The sequence below is a fragment of the Chelativorans xinjiangensis genome (assembly GCF_009812055.1).
GTDB lineage: Bacteria > Pseudomonadota > Alphaproteobacteria > Rhizobiales > Rhizobiaceae > Chelativorans > Chelativorans xinjiangense.
Genome location: NZ_WQNH01000068.1, coordinates 1 through 21,216 on the forward strand (window position 1 = coordinate 1; position 21,216 = coordinate 21,216).

The following is a 21,216-nucleotide window of genomic DNA, read 5'->3' on the forward strand; positions in this document are numbered from 1 at the left end:
TTGCAGCCGCCGGTCGAAAATCAGCAAGCTTGAGAGGTGGCTATTTCATGTGCACCTCCCGCGCCGTCACGGCGCACCGTCGAGACCGGCATAATGTCTCATGCTGCGCTTCCCTTCTGATGCTTGTGGCTGTTCCAGACAGACCACGTTCTATCATCAGCTCGAAGCGCAGCACCTCCGCCCAGAATTATCAGAAATGGGCTCAAGCCGAATATCCCATCTGACCCAAACAGATGGGTACCATCTGTTTGGGTCAGACCACTGGGAATGCGGGAAGGTGGACAAAATTCCGTCAAACATGGTCTATAGGCGACGGCGCTTTTTGTGGAGCGGGTTGAAGGGCTTGATGCGGCGATGAAATTCCCGGCGTTTGTCACGTTTGCAATTTTTGCGCTTTCGGGCTGCGCCATGGGAGGCCTGTCCGGAACCGCCGATGGGTCACTTACCCGGTCCATCGGCGCTGGTTCCGGTGAGCCGGTCGCCGGGATCATCGGTGGCGGGTTGGTGGCGAACGCCGGCGCCGAACTATCGCGGCGCGAGCGGCTTGAGGCTATCAATGCCGAGTACCGGGCGCTCGAATCGGCGCCTGCCGGTGAGCCGGTAGCCTGGCGCGACGAGAAGACCGGTCACGGCGGCACGGTGACCGCGGCACAGCCCTATCGCGTGGGCTCGCAGGATTGCCGGCCCTACTCGCACGTGGTGAACGCGGGCGGATCGGCGCGCTCGGTGCGTGGCACCGCCTGCCGCAATCCCGATGGAAGCTGGACGTTGCTCAACTGACGCCAGCAAAGCCCCGGTCATGCCAAAAGGCCGCATGCCGAGGGAGTTGGCACCGCCCGGCGTGACGGATATTTGAACAGACATGTTGTTCTGGGTTCTAGCCGCGCTTCTGACGCTCATCGCCTCGTTGGCGGTGATGCTGCCCTTCCTGCGCCGGCGCGGGGACCAGCGCGCGGGCGCAGAGCACGACCTTGCCGTCTATCGCGACCAGCTTGCCGAGCTTGAGCAGGAGGTCGGGCGCGGGTTGATTTCCAAGGCCGACGCGGCCGAGGCGCGCGCCGAGATCGGGCGCCGCATCCTGCGCTTGAGTGAGGCCGGCAAGCCCGATGGCGGCGCCGGAGGCGAGCGCTCGGCCCGCACCATCGCCGCGGCCGCCGTGCTGGCGGTGCCATTGGTAAGCTGGGGCCTCTATGCATTCCTCGGCTCGCCGGGCACGCCCGCCCTTCCCCTGCAGGCGCGGCTGACGATCGATCCCTCACAGGCTTCGATCGACGAGTTGGTCGCCCGCGCGGAGGCTCATCTCGCGGACAACCCGCAGGATGCCCGGGGTTGGGAGGTCCTGGCGCCGATCTATGCGCGGCTGGGGCGCTACGGCGATGCGGCGGTGGCCTATCGCAAGACTATCGCGCTCACCGGACCGAGCGCGGCGCGCGAGGCGGCTCTCGGCGAGGCCCTGGTGGGCGAAGCGGGCGGTATCGTCACCGCGGAGGCGGAGGCGGCGTTCGAACGGGCGCTTGAGATCGACGCGGCCAATCCTCGTGCACGCTTCTTCATCGCCATGGCGCGAGCGCAGGAGGGAAATACGGCGGAAGCGCGCACTATCTGGGAGAAGATGGCGGCAGGACTTCCGCAGGATTCGCCATGGAAGGAGGTCGCCGGGCAGGCGATCGCCGGCCTTACCGGCAGCGAGGGCGAAGCGCCGGGCCCTTCCGAGGCGGATATCACGGCGGCCGAGGAGATGACGCCCGCAGCGCGTCAGGAGATGATAGAAGGAATGGTGGCCGGTCTCGACGCGCGGCTGCGCGAGGATCCGGCTGATATTGAAGCTTGGCGGCGGCTTTTGCGCTCCTATGTCGTTCTGGGCAGGAAGGACGAGGCCGGCGAGGCGTTGGAGCGCGCGCTGGCGGCATTCGGCGCTGACAGCGAGGAAGCCGAGACATTGACGGAATACGCGGAGACGCTGGGCGTCCCGCAAGGCGAGTAGGTGTGACGTGACGCGCAAGCAGAAGCGGCTGGCCGTAATCGGCTCCGGGATGGGCTTCCTGGCCCTGGCAGCGGCGCTGACGTTTTATGCGCTCGGTCAGCAGACGTCCTATTTCTACATGCCTGTCGATCTCTTGGCACAGCCCGCCGGCGCCGGCGACCGCATCCGCCTTGGCGGGCTGGTGGAAAAGGGCTCGATCGTGCGCGGCGAGGGGACGCGCGTGCGTTTCGTCGTCACCGACTACGAGCACACCGTTCCCGTGGTCTACGACCGCATCCTGCCGGATCTCTTCCGCGAGGAGCAGGGGGTGGTGGTGGAAGGCGCCCTCGGGGAGGACGGCGTTCTCCTGGCTGATACGGTGCTGGCCAAGCATGACGAGGCCTACATGCCCAAGGAAGTGGCGGACAGCCTGAAGGAGAGAGGCGTTTGGCAGGAAGAATGAGGCGGTATCCATGAGCGTCGAGCTCGGCCATTTCGCTCTCGTCCTGGCACTGGCGCTGGCGCTGGTGCAGACCTTCGTGCCGTTTGTCGGCGCGCGGATCGGCAGCCTTTCGCTGATGCGCGTGGGTGAGCCTGCCGCCATCACCGGCCTCGCCCTTCTCGCCGCCGCCTTCGCCGCGCTGATGCTGGCCTATGTGCAGTCGGACTTCTCCGTCGCCAACGTGTGGGAGAACTCGCATTCGGCCAAGCCGCTGCTCTTCAAGATCACCGGCACCTGGGGCAACCATGAAGGCTCCATGCTCCTGTGGGTGCTGATCCTGTCGTTCTTCGGCGCGCTGGTCGCCGCCTTCGGCCGCAACCTGCCGCCGACGCTGAAGGCCAATGTGCTGGCCGTGCAGGGGCTGATTGCCAGCGCCTTCCTGCTTTTCATCCTCCTGACCTCGAACCCGTTCGCCCGCCTGCAGCCGGCGCCCATCGAGGGACGCGACCTCAACCCCATCCTGCAGGATGTCGGGCTCGCCGTTCACCCGCCGCTGCTTTATCTCGGCTATGTCGGCTTCTCGATCTCATTCTCGTTCGCCGCTGCTGCCCTGATCGACGGGCGTGTCGATGCGGCCTGGGCGCGCTGGGTGCGGCCGTGGACGCTGGCCGCCTGGGCGTTTCTGACGGGCGGCATCGCCATGGGCTCCTACTGGGCCTATTACGAGCTCGGCTGGGGCGGGTTCTGGTTCTGGGATCCGGTGGAGAACGCCTCCTTCATGCCGTGGCTGGCGGGCACCGCGCTCCTGCACTCGGCGATCGTCATGGAAAAGCGCTCGGCCTTGAAGATCTGGACGGTGCTTCTGGCCATCCTCACCTTCTCGCTATCGCTTCTCGGCACCTTCCTGGTGCGCTCCGGCGTTTTGACCTCGGTGCACGCCTTTGCCACCGATCCGACGCGCGGCGTCTTCATCCTGGCCATTCTGGTGTTCTTCATCGGCGGCGCGCTGGCGCTCTTCGCCTTCCGGGCGGCGGCACTGGCGCCCGGCGGCCTGTTCCACCCGATCTCGCGCGAGGGCGCGCTGGTCCTCAACAACCTGCTTCTGACCACCGCGGCGGCGACGGTGCTGGTCGGTACGCTCTATCCGCTCGTGCTGGAGGCGGTGACAGGGGAGAAGATCTCCGTCGGCGCCCCCTTCTTCAACCTGACCTTCGTTCCGCTCTTCCTGCCCTTGCTTGCCGCCGTTCCCTTCGGACCCGTTCTGTCCTGGAAGCGGGGCGACCTGGTGGGGGCGGCACAGCGCCTGCATTTCGCCTTCGCGGCGGCCGTCGTCAGTGCGTTTCTGGCTTTTTTTCTCATCGATCGTGGCTCGGCCCTCGCCGCTCTCGGCATCGGGCTCGGCCTGTGGCTCATCTTCGGCGCGCTGACCGACCTGGCGCTCAAGGCCGGCATCGGCAAGGTGGAGCCGGCTGCCGCGTTCAGCCGGTTCAGGGGCCTGCCGCTTTCCGTGTTCGGAACAGCGCTGGCCCATGCCGGTCTGGGGCTCACGACGCTCGGCGTCGTCTGCGTCACCACGCTTGAGACGGAGCGGATTTTGACGATGCAGCCCGGCCAGACCGCTAAGATCGGCGGCTACGCGCTGCGTTTCGAGGGGCTGCAGCCCTTCACCGGCCCGAACTATACGGAAGATCGCGCCCGTTTCATACTCACCGGGGCCGACAGCGTGCGGCTGGGCGAGCTCATTTCCTCCAAGCGCCTCTACACCGCGCGCGGCATGCCGACCACCGAGGCCGGCATAAGGACCATGGGGCTCAGCCAGCTTTACGTGTCCATCGGCGACGCCACGAACGATGGCGGACTTGTCGTGCATATGTGGTGGAAACCGCTGGTCACGCTCATCTGGATCGGCGCCCTGGTGATGATGGGCGGCGGCGGCATCTCCCTCTTCGACCGCAGATTGCGCGTCGGCGCGCCGGCCCGCCGCAAGGCGGGGCCCGCTGCCGCCGGCGAGGAGGCCGCGTGATCCGCACGGTCCTCCTTCTCCTGCTTTTGGCGCTTGCCTGGCCCGCCGCAGCGGTACAGCCCGACGAGATGCTCGACGATCCAGCGCTCGAAGAGCGCGCGCGCGCGCTTTCGGCCGGGCTGCGCTGCATGGTGTGCCAGAACCAGTCGATCGACGATTCGAACGCCGACCTTGCCCGCGACCTGCGCATTCTCGTGCGCGATCGCATCCGCGCCGGCGATACGGACGCGGAAGTGCTCGACTATGTTGTCTCCCGCTACGGCGAGTTCGTGCTCCTGAAGCCGCGCATGAGCGCCCGCAACGCGCTTCTCTGGGCGACACCGGTGCTGGTTCTGCTGGGCGGCGGTCTCATCGCCTTCGTCAATCTGCGGCGGCGGGCGGAGCGCCGTGCCGCAACCCTGTCGGCGGAGGAGGAAGCCGCCCTCAAAAGCGTTCTGGACGAGCGCGACTGAAGTCGCATCGGCGATAGCGAAACATTACCAAAGTTTCATGCCACGGAAATGGCACCGTAAGGTGTATGCTCCTACCTTCGAACCAACCCGGCACAAAAAGTGTGCCGAGCAGACCGCTGTCATTGCGGCTTCGATTGGCAAAAGGAGCGAATTCCGACATGAGTTCAAACAAAGCCACTTCAAGAACGCGCGTGCGCCTGATCGGTGCGGTGGCCTCGGTGGCCATCGCCAGTGCCGTTGGCCTCAGCGCGATAGGCACGGGAACGGTGCCTGTGCTGGCCGATCCGGTCAAGCTTGATAAGCCTGTCCAGGCGCCGAGCTTTGCCGACGTGGTGGAGGTCGTCTCTCCAGCCGTCGTAAGCGTCCGCGTCAGGGGCGAGACGGCGGAGACGGGAACCGTTTCTTCTCCCTTCTTCGACATGCCGGGCATGGAAAACCTGCCCGACGGCCATCCGCTCAAGCGTTTCTTCGACCAGTTCCGCGAGGATCGGCGCTCCGAGCGTCCCGGCCCCCGTCTGCGCCAGCGTCCCGTCGCGCAAGGGTCCGGCTTCTTCATTTCCGAGGATGGCTACCTGGTGACCAATAACCACGTCGTCCAGGGCGGCTCCGAATATGTGGTGGTCATGGACGACGGCACGGAGATCGATGCGGAGCTGGTGGGCACCGACGCGCGCACCGACCTTGCAGTGCTGAAAGTCAAGGAAAACGGCCGCAAGTTCACCTATGTGGACTTTGCCGACGATGGCGCCGTCCGTGTCGGCGACTGGGTGGTTGCGGTGGGCAATCCCTTCGGCCTCGGCGGCACCGTGACCGCCGGCATCGTTTCGGCGCGCGGCCGCGAGATCGGCGCTGGTCCCTATGACGATTTCATCCAGATCGATGCGGCGGTGAACCGTGGCAACTCCGGCGGCCCGGCCTTCAACCTGTCGGGAGAGGTGGTCGGCGTCAACACGGCCATCTTCTCGCCCTCGGGCGGCAACGTGGGCATTGCCTTCGCCATTCCCGCCTCGCTCGCAAACTCGGTCGTCCAGGAACTGATCCGTGATGGCACCGTCGAACGCGGTTGGCTGGGCGTGCAGATCCAGGACGTGACGGACGAGATCGCCGAATCCCTCGGCCTGGACGAGGCCAAGGGCGCCCTGATCGTCGACGCCAAAAAGGACGAGCCGGCGGGCACGGCCGGTATCCGGCCGGGCGACGTGGTCGTCGCGGTCGACGGCAAGAGCATCGCCTCGCCGCGTGAGTTGGCACGCAGCATCGCCGAGTACGATCCCGGTCAGACGGTGGAGGTGACCGTGTGGCGCGACGGGGAGGCTACGAATCTCGATGTGGAACTCGGCGAGATGCCCAGCACCGACCAGCTGGCGGCGGCTCCCGACAGCTCCGAGCCTTCGGTCACCTCGACGGACTTCGGCCTTTCGGTCACTCCGTCCGAGGATGGCGAGGGGCTGGTCGTGACCGATGTCGAGCCGGGCAGCGCGGCAGAGGATGTCGGCGTGGCTCCGGGCGACATCATCCGTTCGGTCAACTCGCAGCCCGTGAGCTCCGTGGAAGACCTGAAGGCGGCCGTCGAGGCGGCCTCCAATGCCGGCCGCGGTGCAGTGCTGGTGCAGGTTGAGCGGGAGAACTCCAACCGGTTCATGGCTCTGCCGATCGGCTGATCGGCAGGCTGCCGTGGATTTCCCTCTGGCGATACGGGCGGTGGGCGCTAGCCCCTTTTTCCACCGCCCCTGAGCCAGCGCGGCGGCGGGCCCTCTCGCCGCCGCGTCTTTTCAACCGCCCGGCCTGACCTAGTGCAATTCCAGGAAAAGTGGAAACCGGTTTTCCATCCGGAATTGCGACAAAACAAAGAGTTAGACCAGCTCATCGATTCCATGAAACGATGAGCGGGTCTATCGCCTGTGCGGGGCCGTTCGGTGTAAACCTCTTGCCATGAAGATTCTGGTTATCGAAGACGACCGCGAAGCGGCGGGGTTCCTGAAGAAGGCCTTCGCGGAGGCCGGCCATACCGCCGATATCGCGCCGGATGGCGAGAGCGGCTTCGCCCTTGCCGAGACCGGCAGCTACGACGTGTTCGTCATCGACCGCATGCTGCCGCGCCGTGACGGCTTGTCGATCATCGCCGAGCTGCGCTCCAAGGGCAACGCCACGCCGGCGCTCATCCTGTCGGCGCTGGGCGAGGTGGACGATCGGGTGACGGGCCTGCGCGCCGGCGGCGACGACTACCTCACAAAGCCCTATGCCTTCTCCGAATTGCTGGCCCGCATCGAGGTGCTGAAGCGCCGTGCGGGCGCCAAGGATATCGAGACGGTCTACCGCGTCGGTGACCTGGAGCTCGATCGCCTGTCCCACGCCGTGCGCCGCGGCGGCCAGGAGATCACGCTGCAGCCGCGCGAGTTCCGCCTGCTCGAATACCTCATGCGCCACGCCGGCCAGGTCGTCACCCGCACCATGCTGCTCGAAAACGTCTGGGACTACCACTTCGATCCGCAGACAAACGTCATCGACGTGCATATCTCGCGCCTGCGCGGCAAGATCGAGAGGGGTTTCGAAAAACCCGTCCTGCACACGGTGCGCGGCGCCGGCTACATGCTCCGGGCGGATTGATATCCGTATGCCTGCCATGCCGGCCATCATGAAGACGACCGCGGCGCGGCTTTCCGCGCTCTATCTCATCCTGTTCGCCATCTGCGCGGTCGTGCTCGTCATCTACGTCACCTCGCTTTCCGTGCGCATGATAACCGCGCAGACGCGTGAGGCGATCGCCGAGGAGGTCAGCGGCCTTGGCCGCGCCTATCAGCGCGGTGGCCTGCCAACCCTGGTGCGGGCGATGGAGATGCGCGCCCGGCAGCCCGGCGCCAACCTCTACCTCATCACCGATCCCAACGGCCTCATCCTTTCCGGCAATGTGGAGAGCATCCAGCCCGGCGTGCTCGACACGGTCGGCTGGACCGATCGCCCCTTCGCCTACCGCCGCTATGGCGAGGACAGCGGCGAGAATTCGCGCCACACGGCGGTGGCGCAGGTCATCCGCCTTCCCAACCGCATGATCCTGCTCGTCGGGCGCGACCTCGGCGAGCCGGAGCGGTTCCGCAACGTCGTGCGCAATGCGTTGATGGCGGCACTCGGCATGATGGGCTTCGGCGCGCTTCTTATCTGGTTTTTCGTAGGCCGCCGGGCGCTGAAGCGCATCGACAACGTGTCTGCGGCGAGCAGGCAGATCATGGGCGGCGACCTTTCTCGCCGGCTGCCCGTGTCGGGTGCCGGCGACGAGTTCGACCGGCTTTCGGAAAACCTCAACGCGATGCTCGACCGCATCTCCACCTTGAACGAGGGGCTGAAGCAGGTCTCCGCCAATATCGCTCACGATCTGAAGACCCCGCTGACGCGCCTGCGCAACCGCGCCGAAGCGGCGCTCAATCGCCGTGAGGACGAGGCGGCATGCCGCGAGGCGCTGGAACAGACGATCGCCGAATCGGACCAGCTCATCCGCACCTTCAACGCCATCCTGATGATCTCGCGGCTCGAGGCCGGCTATTCCGCGGAGACGACGAAGACCGTCGATCTGAGCGCCATCGTCGCCGACGTGGTGGAACTCTACGAGCCGGCGGCCGAGGAAATGGGCGTGGAACTGAAGGCGGAGGCGGAGGTGGCGGTGCGCATCGACGGAAATCGCGAGCTCCTCGGCCAGGCCCTGTCCAACATCGTCGACAACGCCATCAAATATTCCGCCGGCGGCGCCAACGAGAGCCCGGCTGTCTCCGTCTCGTTGCAGAAAAATGCCGGCGCGGCGCGGCTGACCGTGCGCGACAACGGCCCGGGCATTCCCGAAGCCGACCGGGAGCGGGCGACGGAGCGCTTCGTGCGGCTGGAGGCAAGCCGCAGCCAGCCGGGCTCCGGGCTCGGGCTAAGCCTTGCCAAGGCGGTGATGACCTTCCACGGCGGCCGGCTGGAGCTTTCCGGCGACGGGGAGGGGCTTTCGGTTGCGATGGTGTTTCCGGCAGGCAAGAATGGGTAGAAGGGGCGGCGCTTGTTGCCGGCCCGAAGATGAGGAGGCTTATGCCCAGCGACATTGCCCTGAAAGGCGAGAACGGTTCCGTCTGGTTCGGCGCGCCGGTCCGCGCGCTTTCTCCGCTCGATGCCGAGAACGCGGGCGCCGAGCTTGCCTCCCTCGCTGAAACCGCCGCCGAAGAAGATTGCCCGCGTCTTGCCCGGCTGCTCTCCGGCGATAGCCCGCTCGCCACCTTCCTCGGCGCCGTCTTCGACCTGTCGCCTTATCTGCGCGACTGCGCCCGGCGGGATCCGCCGAACCTCGAGGCGCTGTTCGATGAAAAGCTCGACGCCCGGCTGGCAAGCCTGAACGCGGCCATCGGCGCGGCGGCCTTCGCCGAGGATGCCAGCGAGGCGTCGGTGATGAAGGCGCTCAGACGGCTGAAGCGCGAGGCCCATTTCCTGATCGGGCTCGGCGATCTCGCGGATGAAGCGGATGCCGCTGCCACCGTGGCGCGGCTTTCCGCGCTTGCCGAGGCCTGCGTGGGAGCGGCGGTCGATTTCCTCCTGCGCGACGCCCACCGCCAGGGCAAGCTGAAGTTGCCGGATCCGGAAAAGCCGGGCACCGGCTCTGGCTGGATCGTGCTCGCCATGGGCAAGCTCGGCGCCGGCGAGCTCAACTATTCCTCCGACATCGACCTCATCGTGCTGCTCGACCCGCACGCTCCGGCCGTCGTCGATCCCCTGGAGGCGACCGACCTCTTCGTGCGGCTGACGCGGCGGCTGGTGCGCATGCTGCAGGACCGCAGCGAGGACGGCTATGTCTTCCGCACCGATCTCAGGCTCAGGCCCGATCCCGGCTCGACGCCGCTTGCCATCCCCGTGGAGGCCGCGCTCAACTACTACGAAAGCCGCGGCCAGAACTGGGAACGCGCCGCCATGATCAAGGCGCGCGCCGTCGCCGGCGACCTCAAGGCGGGCGCCGCCTTCCTGCGCGAACTGCAGCCCTACGTCTGGCGCAAGTATCTCGACTATGCGGCGATCGCCGACGTCCACTCCATCAAGCGGCAGATCCACGCCCACAAGGGCCATGGCGAGGTGGCCGTGCTCGGCCATAACGTCAAGCTGGGGCGCGGCGGCATCCGCGAGATCGAGTTCTTCGTGCAGACCCAGCAGCTCATCGCCGGCGGCCGCTTCCCAGAGCTGCGCGGGCGCGAGACGGTAACGATGCTGAGGCAACTGGCCAAGCACGGCTGGATCGCGGCGGAGGTAGGCGAGGGGCTGGTCGAGCAGTACTGGTTCCTGCGGGACGTCGAGAATGCCATCCAGATGGTCGCCGACGAGCAGGCCCACACCCTGCCGGAGGACGCCGGCGAACTCCGACGCATCGCCCTCCTGCTCGGCTATACCGACGAGGAGACCTTCGCCGCCGCCTTCCGCGCCGCGCTGAAGACGGTTGAGGGGCACTACGCCGCGCTCTTCGAGACCGCGCCGGAGCTTTCGCGCGGGGTCGGCAATCTCGTCTTCACGGGCGACGTCGACGATCCCGGCACCCTGCAGACCCTTTCCGGGCTCGGCTTCGAGCGGACGAGCGATATCTGCCGCGTCATCCGCGGATGGCATTTCGGCCGCTACCGCGCCACCCGCTCGGCGGAAGCGCGCGAGCGGTTGACTGAGCTCACACCGGCGCTGCTCGAAGCCTTCGGCAGCACGCGCCGCGCCGACGAGGCGCTGTTGCGCTTCGACCAGTTCCTGTCGGGCCTGCCCGCCGGCATCCAGCTCTTCTCCCTCCTGCAGTCGAACCCGCGTCTTCTGGAACTGCTCGCCACGATCATGGGTGCCGCCCCGCGCCTTGCGGCGGTCATCACGCGCCGCCCGCACGTCTTCGACGGCCTCCTAGATCCGGCCCTGCTTTCCGAGTTGCCCAACCGCGCCTACCTGGCGCAAAGGCTGGAAGCCTTCCTGGAGGCGGCGCGCGTCTACGAGGAGGTGCTCGACCGGCTGCGCATCTTCGCCGCCGAGCAGAAGTTCCTCATCGGCATCCGTCTCCTCACGGGAAGCATCGATGCGGTGCGCGCCGGCAAGGCTTTCTCCGATCTCGCCGACCTCACCATCGGCGCCGCCCTCGAGGCGGTGCAGGAGGAAGTCGCGCTCACCCACGGCCGCGTGCCCGGCGGGCGGGCGGCGATCCTCGGCATGGGAAAGCTCGGCAGCCGCGAGCTGACCGCCGGCTCCGACGTCGATCTGATCCTGCTTTACGACCACGCGCCGGAGGCGGACGAATCCGACGGCGCCAAGCCCTTGGCGCCCTCCCACTACTACGCCCGTCTCACCCAGCGCCTGATCGCCGCCGTCTCCGCGCCCACCGCCGAAGGCGTGCTCTACGAGCTGGACCTCAGATTGCGCCCTTCCGGCAACAAGGGGCCGGTGGCTACCAATATCGACGCCTTCCGCAAATACCAGCGCAAGGACGCCTGGACATGGGAGCACATGGCACTGACGCGGGCCCGCCCTATGGCCGGCGAGGAGACGCTCCGCGAGGAGGCGCGGGCGGAGGTGGAGGCGATCCTCTCGCTGCCGCGTTCGTACGGGAAGCTGGCGCGCGACGCGGTGAAGATGCGCGATCTCATCGAAAAGGAGAAGCCGCCGAGGGACACCTGGGATCTCAAGCTCATCCCCGGCGGCATCATCGACCTGGAGTTCATCGCCCAGGTCGCCGTCCTTTCCGGCCGCTGCGCGAGCGAGCCGCCCCCCACCGGCACCGCCGATATCCTTTCATCCCTTGCACCGACATTCGCCGACGAACAGACGCGCACAGAGCTCGCGGAGGCGCACCGGCTCTACATGATGCTCACCCAGGTGATCCGCCTGTGCCTCACCGGCCCGCTCGACCCCAACGACGTGCCGCCGGGCCTCGCCGACACCCTCCTGCGCGGCGCCGACCTACCTGATCTCGGCGTGCTGGAAGCGCATGTCGCCGACACCGCGCGGCGGGTGAGGGGACATTTCGACCGGCTGTTGCGGGGGAAGGGGTAGGGGCGCCCGCAGTAAATCGTAACTGCAATGCTACGCCGCCTCGGCCTGCTCCAGGACGGGAATACGCACGCACACGATGGTGCCGACGCCTTCCTTCGAGCGGATCTTCAGCGCCCCGCCGTGCAGCTCCGTGAGCGAGCGCGAGATGGCGAGGCCGAGGCCTGAGCCCGCGTGGCTCTTGGAGAACTGGTTCTGGACCTGCTCGAACGGGCGTCCGAGCTTCTTCAGCGCGACGCGCGGGATGCCGCAGCCCGTATCCTCGATCGCCAGCGTCAGCGCGCCGGAGACCTTGCGCGCCCTGACCGTCACCTTGCCGCCCTGGCCGGTGAATTTCACGGCATTGGACAGAAGATTGATGACGATCTGCTTGACGGCGCGGCGGTCGGCCACCAGCGAGATCGAATCGGGGATTTCCGTCTCCACCTCGATATCCTTCTTGGCCGCCTGCAGCGCCACCACGCGCACCGTCTCGCGGATGAGCGGGCAAAGGTCGATGCTCTCCCGGTTGACGGAGAACTGGCCGGCTTCGATCTTCGACATGTCGAGGATGTCGTTGATGACGCCGAGGAGGTAGGTTCCGCTGGAATAGATATCGCCGACATATTCCTCGTAGCGCTCGGAGCCGAGAGGCCCGAACAGGCTCTGCTGCATGAGCTCGGAAAAGCCTATGATGGCGTTGAGCGGGGTCCTGAGCTCGTGCGACATGTTGGCGAGGAATTCCGACTTCGCCCGGTTGGCCGCCTCGGCGCGCTCGGTCTCGCGCATGTATTTGCGGTTGAGCTCGACGAGCTCATGGCCGCGCTCCTGCTCGGCGCGCCGCGCCACGGAAAGGTCGTGGATGGTCGCCATCAGCCGCCGCTCGCTGTCGACCAGCTTTTCCTGGTGCTGCTTGAGCTGGGTGATGTCGGTGCCGACCGACACCGTGCCGCCGTCGCGCGTCTTCAACTCCGTCACCTGCAGCCAGCGCCCGTCGGCGAGTTGCCTCTCGAACGTGGCGCCGGCGCCGGGGTTTGCCTGGCTCATCAGCCGCCGTTCCGAGCGGATGGCGTTCATCCGCCTCTCGATGTCCTGGCGGCGCACGCCGGGCACGATTTCGCTCGGGTCGAGGCCCGTGTCCTGCTGGTACTTGGTGTTGCACATGACGAGACGCTCGGCGGCGTCCCACAGGACGAAGGATTCGGTGATGTTCTCGATCGCCGTGCGCAGGCGCTGGTCGGCGGCCTCCGACTGCTGCACCAGCGTCCGCTGCTCGGTCACGTCGACGGCGATGCCGATGAGGTGGATTTCCGGCGCTTCCGCGTCGACCACCTGCGCCCGCGCGCGCATCCATATCCACCGGCCGTCCGCATGGCGCATGCGGAACACCTGGTCGATCTGGTCGATCTCCCGCGAGACGATGCGGTTGGCGAGCGTGAAGAGGTCGCCGTCGTCGGGGTGGATGATGCTCGCCACGTCGCCGAACGACAGCATCACGTCGGCTGCCTCGTAGCCCAGCATCTCGTACATGGAGCGCGACCAGTACATCTTGCCGCGCGCCATGTCCCAGTCCCACAACCCGCACTTCCCCCGCACCAGCGCCAGGTCGACGCGCTGATGCGCCTCCAGATAGATGCGGTCGGCGGCGAGCGCCCGCGCCGCTTGGCTGAAATAGGCGTAGAGGATGGCCATCAGCACGCCCGCCGTCAGCACGAAGAGCGTGACGTTGAGAGAGGCGGAGCGGCGCCAGTCGGCAAAGATGGCGTCGCGGTCGGCGAGCGCCACCGCCGCACCCGCCCCGTCAGGCAGGATATCCACCGCCGCCAGCCAGTCCGTGCCGCCCATACGCACGTCGAGCACACCGGCCCGCTCGCCGAAAAGGAACAGCGGCTGCCCGCCTGTCACGAAGGTGTCCAGCGGCTGCCCGGCCATCTTCTGCCCGCGCGGCGAGGCGGCGGTGACGATGAATTGCCGGTCGGCCACCGCCAGGATCCAGTCGCGGCCGATGCCGCCCTGGCGGCTCACCTCATCGATGAGCACGTCCGCCTCATGCGGCTGCGGCAGGCCTTCCGGCGCGGCGAGCCGCATCGACTGGGCGAGATTGTTTGCCGCCATGCCGAGCAGCGTCTTGGTGTCGCGCTCGATCTCCTCGCGCCACTCCATCATCGACAGGAAACGGGCGGAGGCGATGACCAGCAGGAAGATGACGACGAGGATGGGGATGGAACGGCGCAGGTAGGGCTCGACGGCAAGCAGACGCTCATAGGCGGGCGCGGCGATGATCTTGGCGTTGCCGGCCAATCCCATGCCATGCGTGCGGCGGTTCCGGCGCCTGGAGAAAATACCCCCCGTGGGTATCGCCCACGTGTCCGCCTTCGCCATCCGAAGGGCTCCCTCGCTTCTCTTTTCCCTTGACTGATCCGCCTACGCCGACCCTGCGAATCACCCATAAAGAATCAGAGGTGATTCGCCTTGTCCAGAGGGGCGGGGAAAATTGAGGAGGGGGAACGGGTGAGGGCGATCATCCCCCACCCGCGCGCGTCATCTCGGAAAGCCGAAGGCTTGTCCGGGACCCACTCCGTGACCCGTCCACCTTCCGGAATGGGTCCCGGACAGCCTCCGCTTCGCTCCGACTTCCGGGATGACGCGCGCACGGCGACGGCCTGCACTAAGCCAGCGTCCGCTCCACAATATCGCGCAGGTCGCGCGAAAGCGCCTTCTGGCCGGCAATGCGGGCAAGCGCCTTGCGCGCCTCCTCCCGGCGGCCCTTTTCCAGCGAGCGCCAGGAGCGGAAGGCGACGGCGAGGCGCGCCGCAACCTGCGGGTTGTGCTTCTCCACCGCCAGCACCGTGTCGGCCAGGAAGCGGTAGCCCTCGCCGTCGGCCCGGTGGAAGCCGGTCTGGTTGCTCGAGGCGAAGGTGCCGACGAGGGAGCGCACGCGGTTGGGGTTGGTGAGCGAGAAGGCGGGGTGTTCCATCAGGCCCCGCACCAGTTCGACGGTCTTCTCGCCGGGCGTGGTCGCCTGGACGATGAACCACTTGTCGAGCACCAGGGGATTGTCGCGGTAGCGCTCCTCGAAAGCGGCGAGCGTTTCGCGGGCCGCATCGCTGCCCGGGAACTGGTGCGCCAGCACCGAAAGTGCGGCTGCCCGGTCGGTCATGCTGCCTGCCGTCTCGAACTGCCGCACGGCCGACGCCGGATCGCCCGAGCCCGCGGCCATGTATTCGAGGAGGACATTGCGCAATGCCCGCCGGCCGGCGTTCTCGGCATCGGGACTGAAGGGCCCATCGTCTTCCAGGCTCCTGTAGACCTGCCCGAAAACCTCCTGCGCCTCCCGCCCGATCGCCTTCCGCAGCGCCTCCCTTGCCTTGCCGATGGCGTCGGGATCGATGTTGCTGCCGATCTCGCGGGCGATATCGGCTTCCGCCGGCAGCGCCAGCGCCAGCGCCCGGTAGGCAGCCTCCAGGCTCTCCTTCGCCGCGATCTCCGCCGGATAGCCGAGCAGCACCGCGTCGAAGCCTGGGCTCTTGCCGCCGCGAACGCGCGTCGAGGCCTCGATCAGCGCCTCGGTGAGGAGCGTATTGAGCGCCTCCCAGCGCGAGAACAGGTCCCTGTCGTGGCGGGCAAGGAACAGGCGGTCCTTCTGGCGCATCTCCAGCGAGAGCGTGATGGGGGAGGAAAAGCCGCGGTTGAGCGAGACGACGGGCCGCGCCTTCACGCCGCTGAAGCGAACGAGGTGGCGGCGCTTCCTGAGGTGGATGACGCCGTCCTCCACCTCCGCGCCCTCGACGCCGTCATAGGCCATATCCTGCCCATCCGGGCCGACGAGGCCGAAGGCGAGGGGGATATGCATCAGCCGCTTGCGCGCCTCGGACGGCGTCGGCGGCACCGACTGCTCGATCTCCAGCGTATATTCCCTGGCCCGCGCATCGTAATTCGTGGCGACGGTGACATTCGGCGTGCCCGCCTGGTGGTACCAGAGCGCGAACTGGGTGAGGTCCTTGCCCGAGGCTTCCTCGAAGCAGGCGACGAAATCCTCGATCGTGACGGCCTCGCCGTCATGGCGCTCGAAGTAGAGGTCCATGCCGGCGCGGAAGGCGTCCGGCCCGAGGATGGTGCGGATCATGCGCACCACCTCCGAGCCCTTCTCGTAGACGGTGGCCGTGTAGAAATTGTTGATCTCGCGGTAGAAGCGCGGGCGCACCGGATGTGCCAGCGGCCCCTGGTCCTCGGGAAACTGATGCGCCCGCAAGGTGCGCACCTCACTGATGCGCTTGACGGCGCGCGAGCGCTGGTCGGCGGAGAATTCATGGTCGCGGTAGACCGTCAGCCCTTCCTTCAGGCAGAGCTGGAACCAATCGCGGCAAGTGATTCTGTTGCCTGTCCAGTTGTGGAAGTACTCGTGCGCGATAATGGCCTCGATATTGGCGAAATCCGCGTCGGTGGCGGTCTCCGGGTCGGCCAGCACGTATTTGTCGTTGAAGACGTTGAGCCCCTTGTTCTCCATCGCCCCCATGTTGAAGTCCGAGACGGCGACGATGTTGAAGACGTCGAGGTCGTATTCGCGCCCGAAGCGCTGCTCGTCCCAGCGCATGGACCGCTTCAGCGCGTCCATCGCATAGGCCGCCCGCTGCTCCTTTCCCTGTTCGACATAGATGGCGAGATCGACCTCGCGGCCCGACATGGTGACGAAGCGGTCGCGCACCGCGCTCAGGCTTCCGGCCACCAGCGCGAAGAGATAGGAGGGCTTGGGGAAGGGGTCGTGCCAGGCCGCGTAATGCCAGCCGTCCTCGAGTGCCCCCCTCTCTGCGGGATTGCCGTTCGAAAGCAGGAGCGGGGCTTCCTTCTCCCGCGCCTCGATGCGCACGCGGTAGGTGCTGAGCACGTCCGGCCTGTCGAGGAAATAGGTGATGCGGCGGAAGCCCTCCGCTTCGCACTGGGTGCAGTAGACCCCGTTGGAGACGTAGAGACCCATCAGCGCCTTGTTCTGCGCTGGGGCAAGATGCGTGACGATGGTCACCTCGAAGCGGGATTGCCGCGGCGGCGTGGTGATCCTCAGGCTGTCTGGCGTCGCCTCGAAGGCACCGTCCTCGACGGCCTCTCCGTCGATCAGCAGCGTCTCCAGCGCCAGCCCGTCGCCGTCGAGCATCAGCGGCGCGTCCGCCACAACGCCCTCCCGCCGCTCCACCAGGAGCTTCGTCGTCACAAGCGTCTTTTCCGGATCCAGCCGGAAGGTCATCTCCAGATCGGGAATGAGGTAGTCGCTCGGGCGATAGTCTTCGAGGCGGAACGCTTGGCCTGTATCGGTGCGCATGCTTTACTCCCCTGCCGGCCACTGGCACCGCGCGCCGCCTGGCCCAACAATTTCAAATGTGGCTCTTTACACGATGCCGCCCGTCGACAAAACTGTCTCCATCGGAATGTCTCCAGATGTTTCCAACTCATTCGCCCAATCGCTCGCCCAATAACTCGCCCAATAACTCGCAAGGAATCCCGGCATGACGGTTCTCACACCGAAATTCGGCATGGGTGCATCCGTGCTGCGCAAGGAAGACGAGACCTTTATCACCGGTAAGGGCCGCTACACGGACGACATCACCCCGGCGGGCACGCTGCACGGCTATGTGCTGCGCTCGCCCGTGGCCAAGGCCAAGTTCACCGTAACGTCGGTGGAAGCGGCAAAAGCCGCCCCCGGCGTGCATCTGGTGCTGACCGGCGCCGACACCGCCCATCTCGGCGACCTTGCCTCCGGCGCCATGCCGGAGCAGCCGGACGGCAGCCACGCCCCGACGCGCGACATCCCGATCCTGTGCCGCGACCGCGTGCAGTACGTTGGCGACGCGGTGGCCTTCGTCGTCGCCGATACGCGGGCTGAGGCGCAGGACGCCGCCGAGCTGATCGAGATCGACTACGAGGACGAGGAGCCGGTGGCCGGTACGGCCGAGGCGCTTGTGGACGGTGCACCCCTGGTGTGGTCCGAACTCGGCTCCAACCAGGCCTTCCTCTACCACCAGGGCGACAAGGAAAAGACGAAGGACGCCTTCGACAAGGCCGAGCACGTCGTCAAGGTGTCCTTCATCAACAACCGCCTCGTCGCCAACTACATGGAGCCGCGCGCGGCGATCGCCGAATGGCGCGACGACGAGGACCGCTTCGTGCTCACCACCGGCTCCCAGGGCGTGCACATGATGCAGTCGGTGCTGGCCGATCAGGTCTTCAAGCTCCCTAAGGAGAAGCTGCGCGTCATCACGCCCGACGTCGGCGGCGGCTTCGGCACCAAGGCCTTCACCTACCGCGAATACGCGCTGGTGATGGAAGCGGCCAAGCAGCTCGGCCGCCCCGTCAAGTGGAACGGCGACCGCGGCGAGCATTTCCTGACCGACAGCCAGGGTCGCGACAACGTCGTCACCGCCGAGATGGCGCTCGACGGCAACGGCCGTTTCCTCGGCCTGCGCATCGAGGTTTTGGCCAATATGGGCGCCTACATCCATCAGTTCGGCCCCTACATCCCGACCGGCGGCGTGACGATGGCGACGGGCGTCTACGACATCGAGCCGCTCAGCGCCACGGTGAAGGGCGTCTACACCAACACCTGCCCCATCGACGCCTATCGCGGGGCAGGGCGGCCGGAAGCGGCCCTCCTGATCGAGAAGCTGGTCGACGAATGCGCGCGCCAGCTCGATATCCCGCGCGAGGAAATCCGCCGCTTGAACTTCATCAAGCCGGAGCAATTCCCCTACGTCACGCCCGGCGGCCGCACCTACGACCGGTGCGAACTGGACGCGCACATGACGCTCGCCATGGAGCGTGCCGGCTGGGCGGATTTCGATGAGCGGCTGGAAGAGGCGAAGAAGCGCGGCCATATCCGCGGCATCGGCATGGCCACCTATATCGAGGCCTGCGCCTTCCCCGGCTCCGAGCCCGCGCACCTGACGCTCAACGGCGACGGCACGGTGACGCTCGCCATCGGCACCCAGTCGAACGGCCAGGGCCACGCCACGGCCTACGCCCAGCTAATCGCCGAGAAGCTGAACATCGACATCGACAGGATCCACCTCCACCAGGGCGACACGGACGAACTGGAATCGGGCGGCGGCACCGGCGGCTCCCGCTCCATCCCCATCGGCGGCGTCTCGGCCGCACGCGCCGGCGAGAACCTGGCCGAGAAGATCAGGAAGCTCGCCGCCGACGAACTGGAAGCCTCGCCCGCCGACATCGAGCTGATCGACGGCACGGCCCGCATCGTCGGCACCGACCGGGCGATGGATTTCGCGGCAATCGCCAAGGCGGCGAAGAACCCCGACGATATCAAGGGCCTCGGCGACTTCCGCCAGGAGGAGCCGACCTATCCGAACGGCACCCACATCTGCGAGGTGGAGATCGACCCGGCGACGGGCAGGACGGAGGTCGTCGCCTACACCGTGGTCGACGACTTCGGCGCCACGGCCAACCCGATCCTGCTCGCCGGTCAGATCCACGGCGGCATCGCCCAGGGCGCCGGCCAGGCGCTGACCGAGGAGGCGATCTACTCGCAGGACGGGCAGCTCATCACCGCGAGCTTCATGGACTATGGAATGCCGCGCGCCGACCTTCTGCCGCTCATCCATTTCGAGACCCGCAACGTGCCCTCCACCACCAACGCGCTTGGCATGAAGGGCGCCGGCGAAGCCGGCACCGTCGGCTCCACCCCGGCCGTGCTCAACGCCGTGACGGACGCGCTCTACCGCGCCTACGGCATCTCCCACATCGAGATGCCGACCACGCCTTCGCGCGTGTGGAACGCCATCGCGGAGGCGGAAAGCAAACGGTGATGGAAATACTGGCGCCCGTCGCGTCGACCCCCCTCTGCCTGCCGGCACCTCCCCCGCAAGGGGGGAGGAAAGCCGTCGCCACCCTCTTCGCCAATTTCCAACGTTGCGGAAGAAGCGCCGGAGCAAGCGGCCGGCCCGCCTCCCCCCTTGCGGGGGAGGTGCCGGCAGGCGGAGGGGGGTCGACGCGACGGGCACCGACATCTCCATTCGCCTACCTTCAGTTAAAGGCGGAATGCCGCGGCTGCTACGGGAGGCATCGCGCCCTTCCGCGCCCGCAGGAAGCGTAGCCATGGCCGTCGCCGCCACAGACCTTGCCACCGAGCGAAGGCCGCTCGTCGGCATAACGCTGAAGATCATATCGGTGGCGATCTTCGTCGCCATGTCCTCCCTGATCAAGTCGGCCGGCACCGTGCCGGCCGGGCAGATCGTCTTCTTCCGCTCCTTCTTCGCCATCTTCCCGATCCTCGTCATGCTGGCCTGGCGGAAGGAACTGCGGACCGCCTTCCACACGACGCGCCCCATCGGCCACATCATGCGCGGCCTCGTCGGCGTCGCCGCCATGGGCCTCGGCTTCTTCGGCCTGACGCGCCTGCCCCTGCCCGATGCCATCACGCTCAACTACGCGCAGCCGCTCATCGTCGTCGTCTTCAGCGCCGTCTTCATCGGCGAGGTAGTGCGCCTCTACCGGTGGAGCGCCGTGCTGGTCGGTTTCGTCGGCGTCGTCATCATCGCCTGGCCCAAGCTCACGCTGCTGACGGGGGCAACCGGCCTCGAGGAAGGCCAGGCCCTCGGCGTCATCGCCATCCTCGGCGGCGCGGCCGCCTCGGCGGTTGCCATGCTTCTGGTGCGCCGGCTGGTGATGACGGAGAAGACGGCCACCATCGTCCTCTGGTTCTCCGTCACCGCAACGGTCGTCTCGCTGTTCACGATCCCCTTCGGCTGGGAAGCGCTGACGCGCTGGCAGTTCCTGGCGCTGGCGGGCGCTGGCATCTGCGGCGGTGTGGCGCAGATCCTGATGACCCAGTGCTACCGCCACGCCGAACTCTCGACCATCGCCCCCTTCGAATACACCTCGATGATCCTTGCGATCGTCGTCGGCTATTTCGCCTTCGGCGACATCCCCACCCTCTACACGCTCGTCGGCGGCATCATCGTCGTCGGCGCCGGCCTTTTCATCATCTGGCGCGAACGCCAACTCGGCCTCAAACGCGTTGCCGCCAGAAGGTTCGTGCCGCCAGGTGGATGAGGGGCGATAGCGCGTCTGCCTGGCCAAAGGGAGATGCCGCGCCCTGTCGCGCCCCCTCTGTCCTGCCGGACATCTCCCCCACGAGGGGGGAGATCGGACGTCGCGGAGGGTTTCGCAAGTCGCCAACGTTGCAGGAAAGGCGCCGGATCAAGCGGCCGGCGCAATCTCCCCCCTCGTGGGGGAGATGTGCGGCAGGACAGAGCGACTGTCTTGGCTGTCAAGTGTTTTGCGCGCGCCATGGTTGTCCTGTCCGGAGTATTGCGTTGAGGATGGTGAG

At 66.9% G+C, this 21,216-nt stretch carries 13 protein-coding genes; 11 read left to right on the forward strand and 2 right to left on the reverse strand.

What is annotated here, in order from left to right; all coding sequences use genetic code 11:
- Window positions 1–354 precede the first annotated feature (354 nt).
- From GM910_RS24785 to GM910_RS24825, 9 genes are all read left to right on the forward strand, one after another.
- Complete coding sequence (locus tag GM910_RS24785; RefSeq protein WP_159593057.1) at window positions 355–780, forward strand: RT0821/Lpp0805 family surface protein; 426 nt, start codon at window positions 355–357, stop codon at window positions 778–780.
- A gap of 82 nt (window positions 781–862) precedes the next feature.
- On the forward strand, window positions 863–1,984 hold the full coding sequence (gene ccmI / locus GM910_RS24790) for a c-type cytochrome biogenesis protein CcmI (protein ID WP_159593060.1): 1,122 nt from the start codon (window positions 863–865) through the stop codon (window positions 1,982–1,984).
- Between the two features lie 7 nt (window positions 1,985–1,991).
- Entirely contained in the window at window positions 1,992–2,426 is a 435-nt protein-coding gene (gene ccmE, locus GM910_RS24795; RefSeq protein WP_159593063.1) for a cytochrome c maturation protein CcmE, read from the forward strand.
- A 10-nt stretch (window positions 2,427–2,436) separates the two neighbouring features.
- Complete coding sequence (locus GM910_RS24800) at window positions 2,437–4,428, forward strand: heme lyase CcmF/NrfE family subunit (RefSeq protein ID WP_159593066.1); 1,992 nt, start codon at window positions 2,437–2,439, stop codon at window positions 4,426–4,428.
- Entirely contained in the window at window positions 4,425–4,880 is a 456-nt protein-coding gene (locus tag GM910_RS24805) for a cytochrome c-type biogenesis protein (RefSeq protein ID WP_159593069.1), read from the forward strand. The genes GM910_RS24800 and GM910_RS24805 overlap by 4 nt, the downstream gene beginning before the upstream one ends.
- Before the next feature lie 158 nt (window positions 4,881–5,038).
- Window positions 5,039–6,541: a Do family serine endopeptidase gene (locus GM910_RS24810; RefSeq protein ID WP_159593072.1), complete on the forward strand. Its 1,503-nt coding sequence runs from the start codon at window positions 5,039–5,041 to the stop codon at window positions 6,539–6,541.
- A gap of 271 nt (window positions 6,542–6,812) precedes the next feature.
- Window positions 6,813–7,487 (forward strand): response regulator transcription factor, encoded by a 675-nt coding sequence (locus GM910_RS24815; protein WP_159593075.1) that lies wholly within the window; start codon window positions 6,813–6,815, stop codon window positions 7,485–7,487.
- Window positions 7,488–7,494: 7 nt separating this feature from the next.
- Window positions 7,495–8,898, forward strand: coding sequence for a sensor histidine kinase (locus GM910_RS24820; protein WP_159593078.1), 1,404 nt, complete (start codon window positions 7,495–7,497; stop codon window positions 8,896–8,898).
- Between the two features lie 41 nt (window positions 8,899–8,939).
- Complete coding sequence (locus GM910_RS24825) at window positions 8,940–11,906, forward strand: bifunctional [glutamine synthetase] adenylyltransferase/[glutamine synthetase]-adenylyl-L-tyrosine phosphorylase (RefSeq protein WP_159593081.1); 2,967 nt, start codon at window positions 8,940–8,942, stop codon at window positions 11,904–11,906.
- Between the two features lie 30 nt (window positions 11,907–11,936).
- On the opposite strand, the gene GM910_RS24830 is transcribed toward GM910_RS24825, so the two are convergent.
- On the reverse strand, window positions 11,937–14,264 hold the full coding sequence (locus GM910_RS24830; RefSeq protein WP_159593084.1) for a PAS domain-containing sensor histidine kinase: 2,328 nt from the start codon (window positions 14,262–14,264) through the stop codon (window positions 11,937–11,939).
- 286 nt (window positions 14,265–14,550) lie between these two features.
- On the reverse strand, window positions 14,551–17,196 hold the full coding sequence (gene pepN, locus GM910_RS24835; protein ID WP_159593087.1) for an aminopeptidase N: 2,646 nt from the start codon (window positions 17,194–17,196) through the stop codon (window positions 14,551–14,553).
- Window positions 17,197–17,380: 184 nt separating this feature from the next.
- On the opposite strand from pepN, the gene GM910_RS24840 reads away from it, so the two are divergent.
- Both GM910_RS24840 and GM910_RS24845 read left to right on the forward strand, forming a co-directional pair.
- Window positions 17,381–19,693, forward strand: a complete 2,313-nt coding sequence (locus GM910_RS24840; protein WP_159593090.1) for a xanthine dehydrogenase family protein molybdopterin-binding subunit — start codon at window positions 17,381–17,383, stop codon at window positions 19,691–19,693.
- A 289-nt stretch (window positions 19,694–19,982) separates the two neighbouring features.
- Window positions 19,983–20,939, forward strand: a complete 957-nt coding sequence (locus GM910_RS24845) for a DMT family transporter (protein ID WP_246226341.1) — start codon at window positions 19,983–19,985, stop codon at window positions 20,937–20,939.
- Window positions 20,940–21,216: the final 277 nt, after the last annotated feature.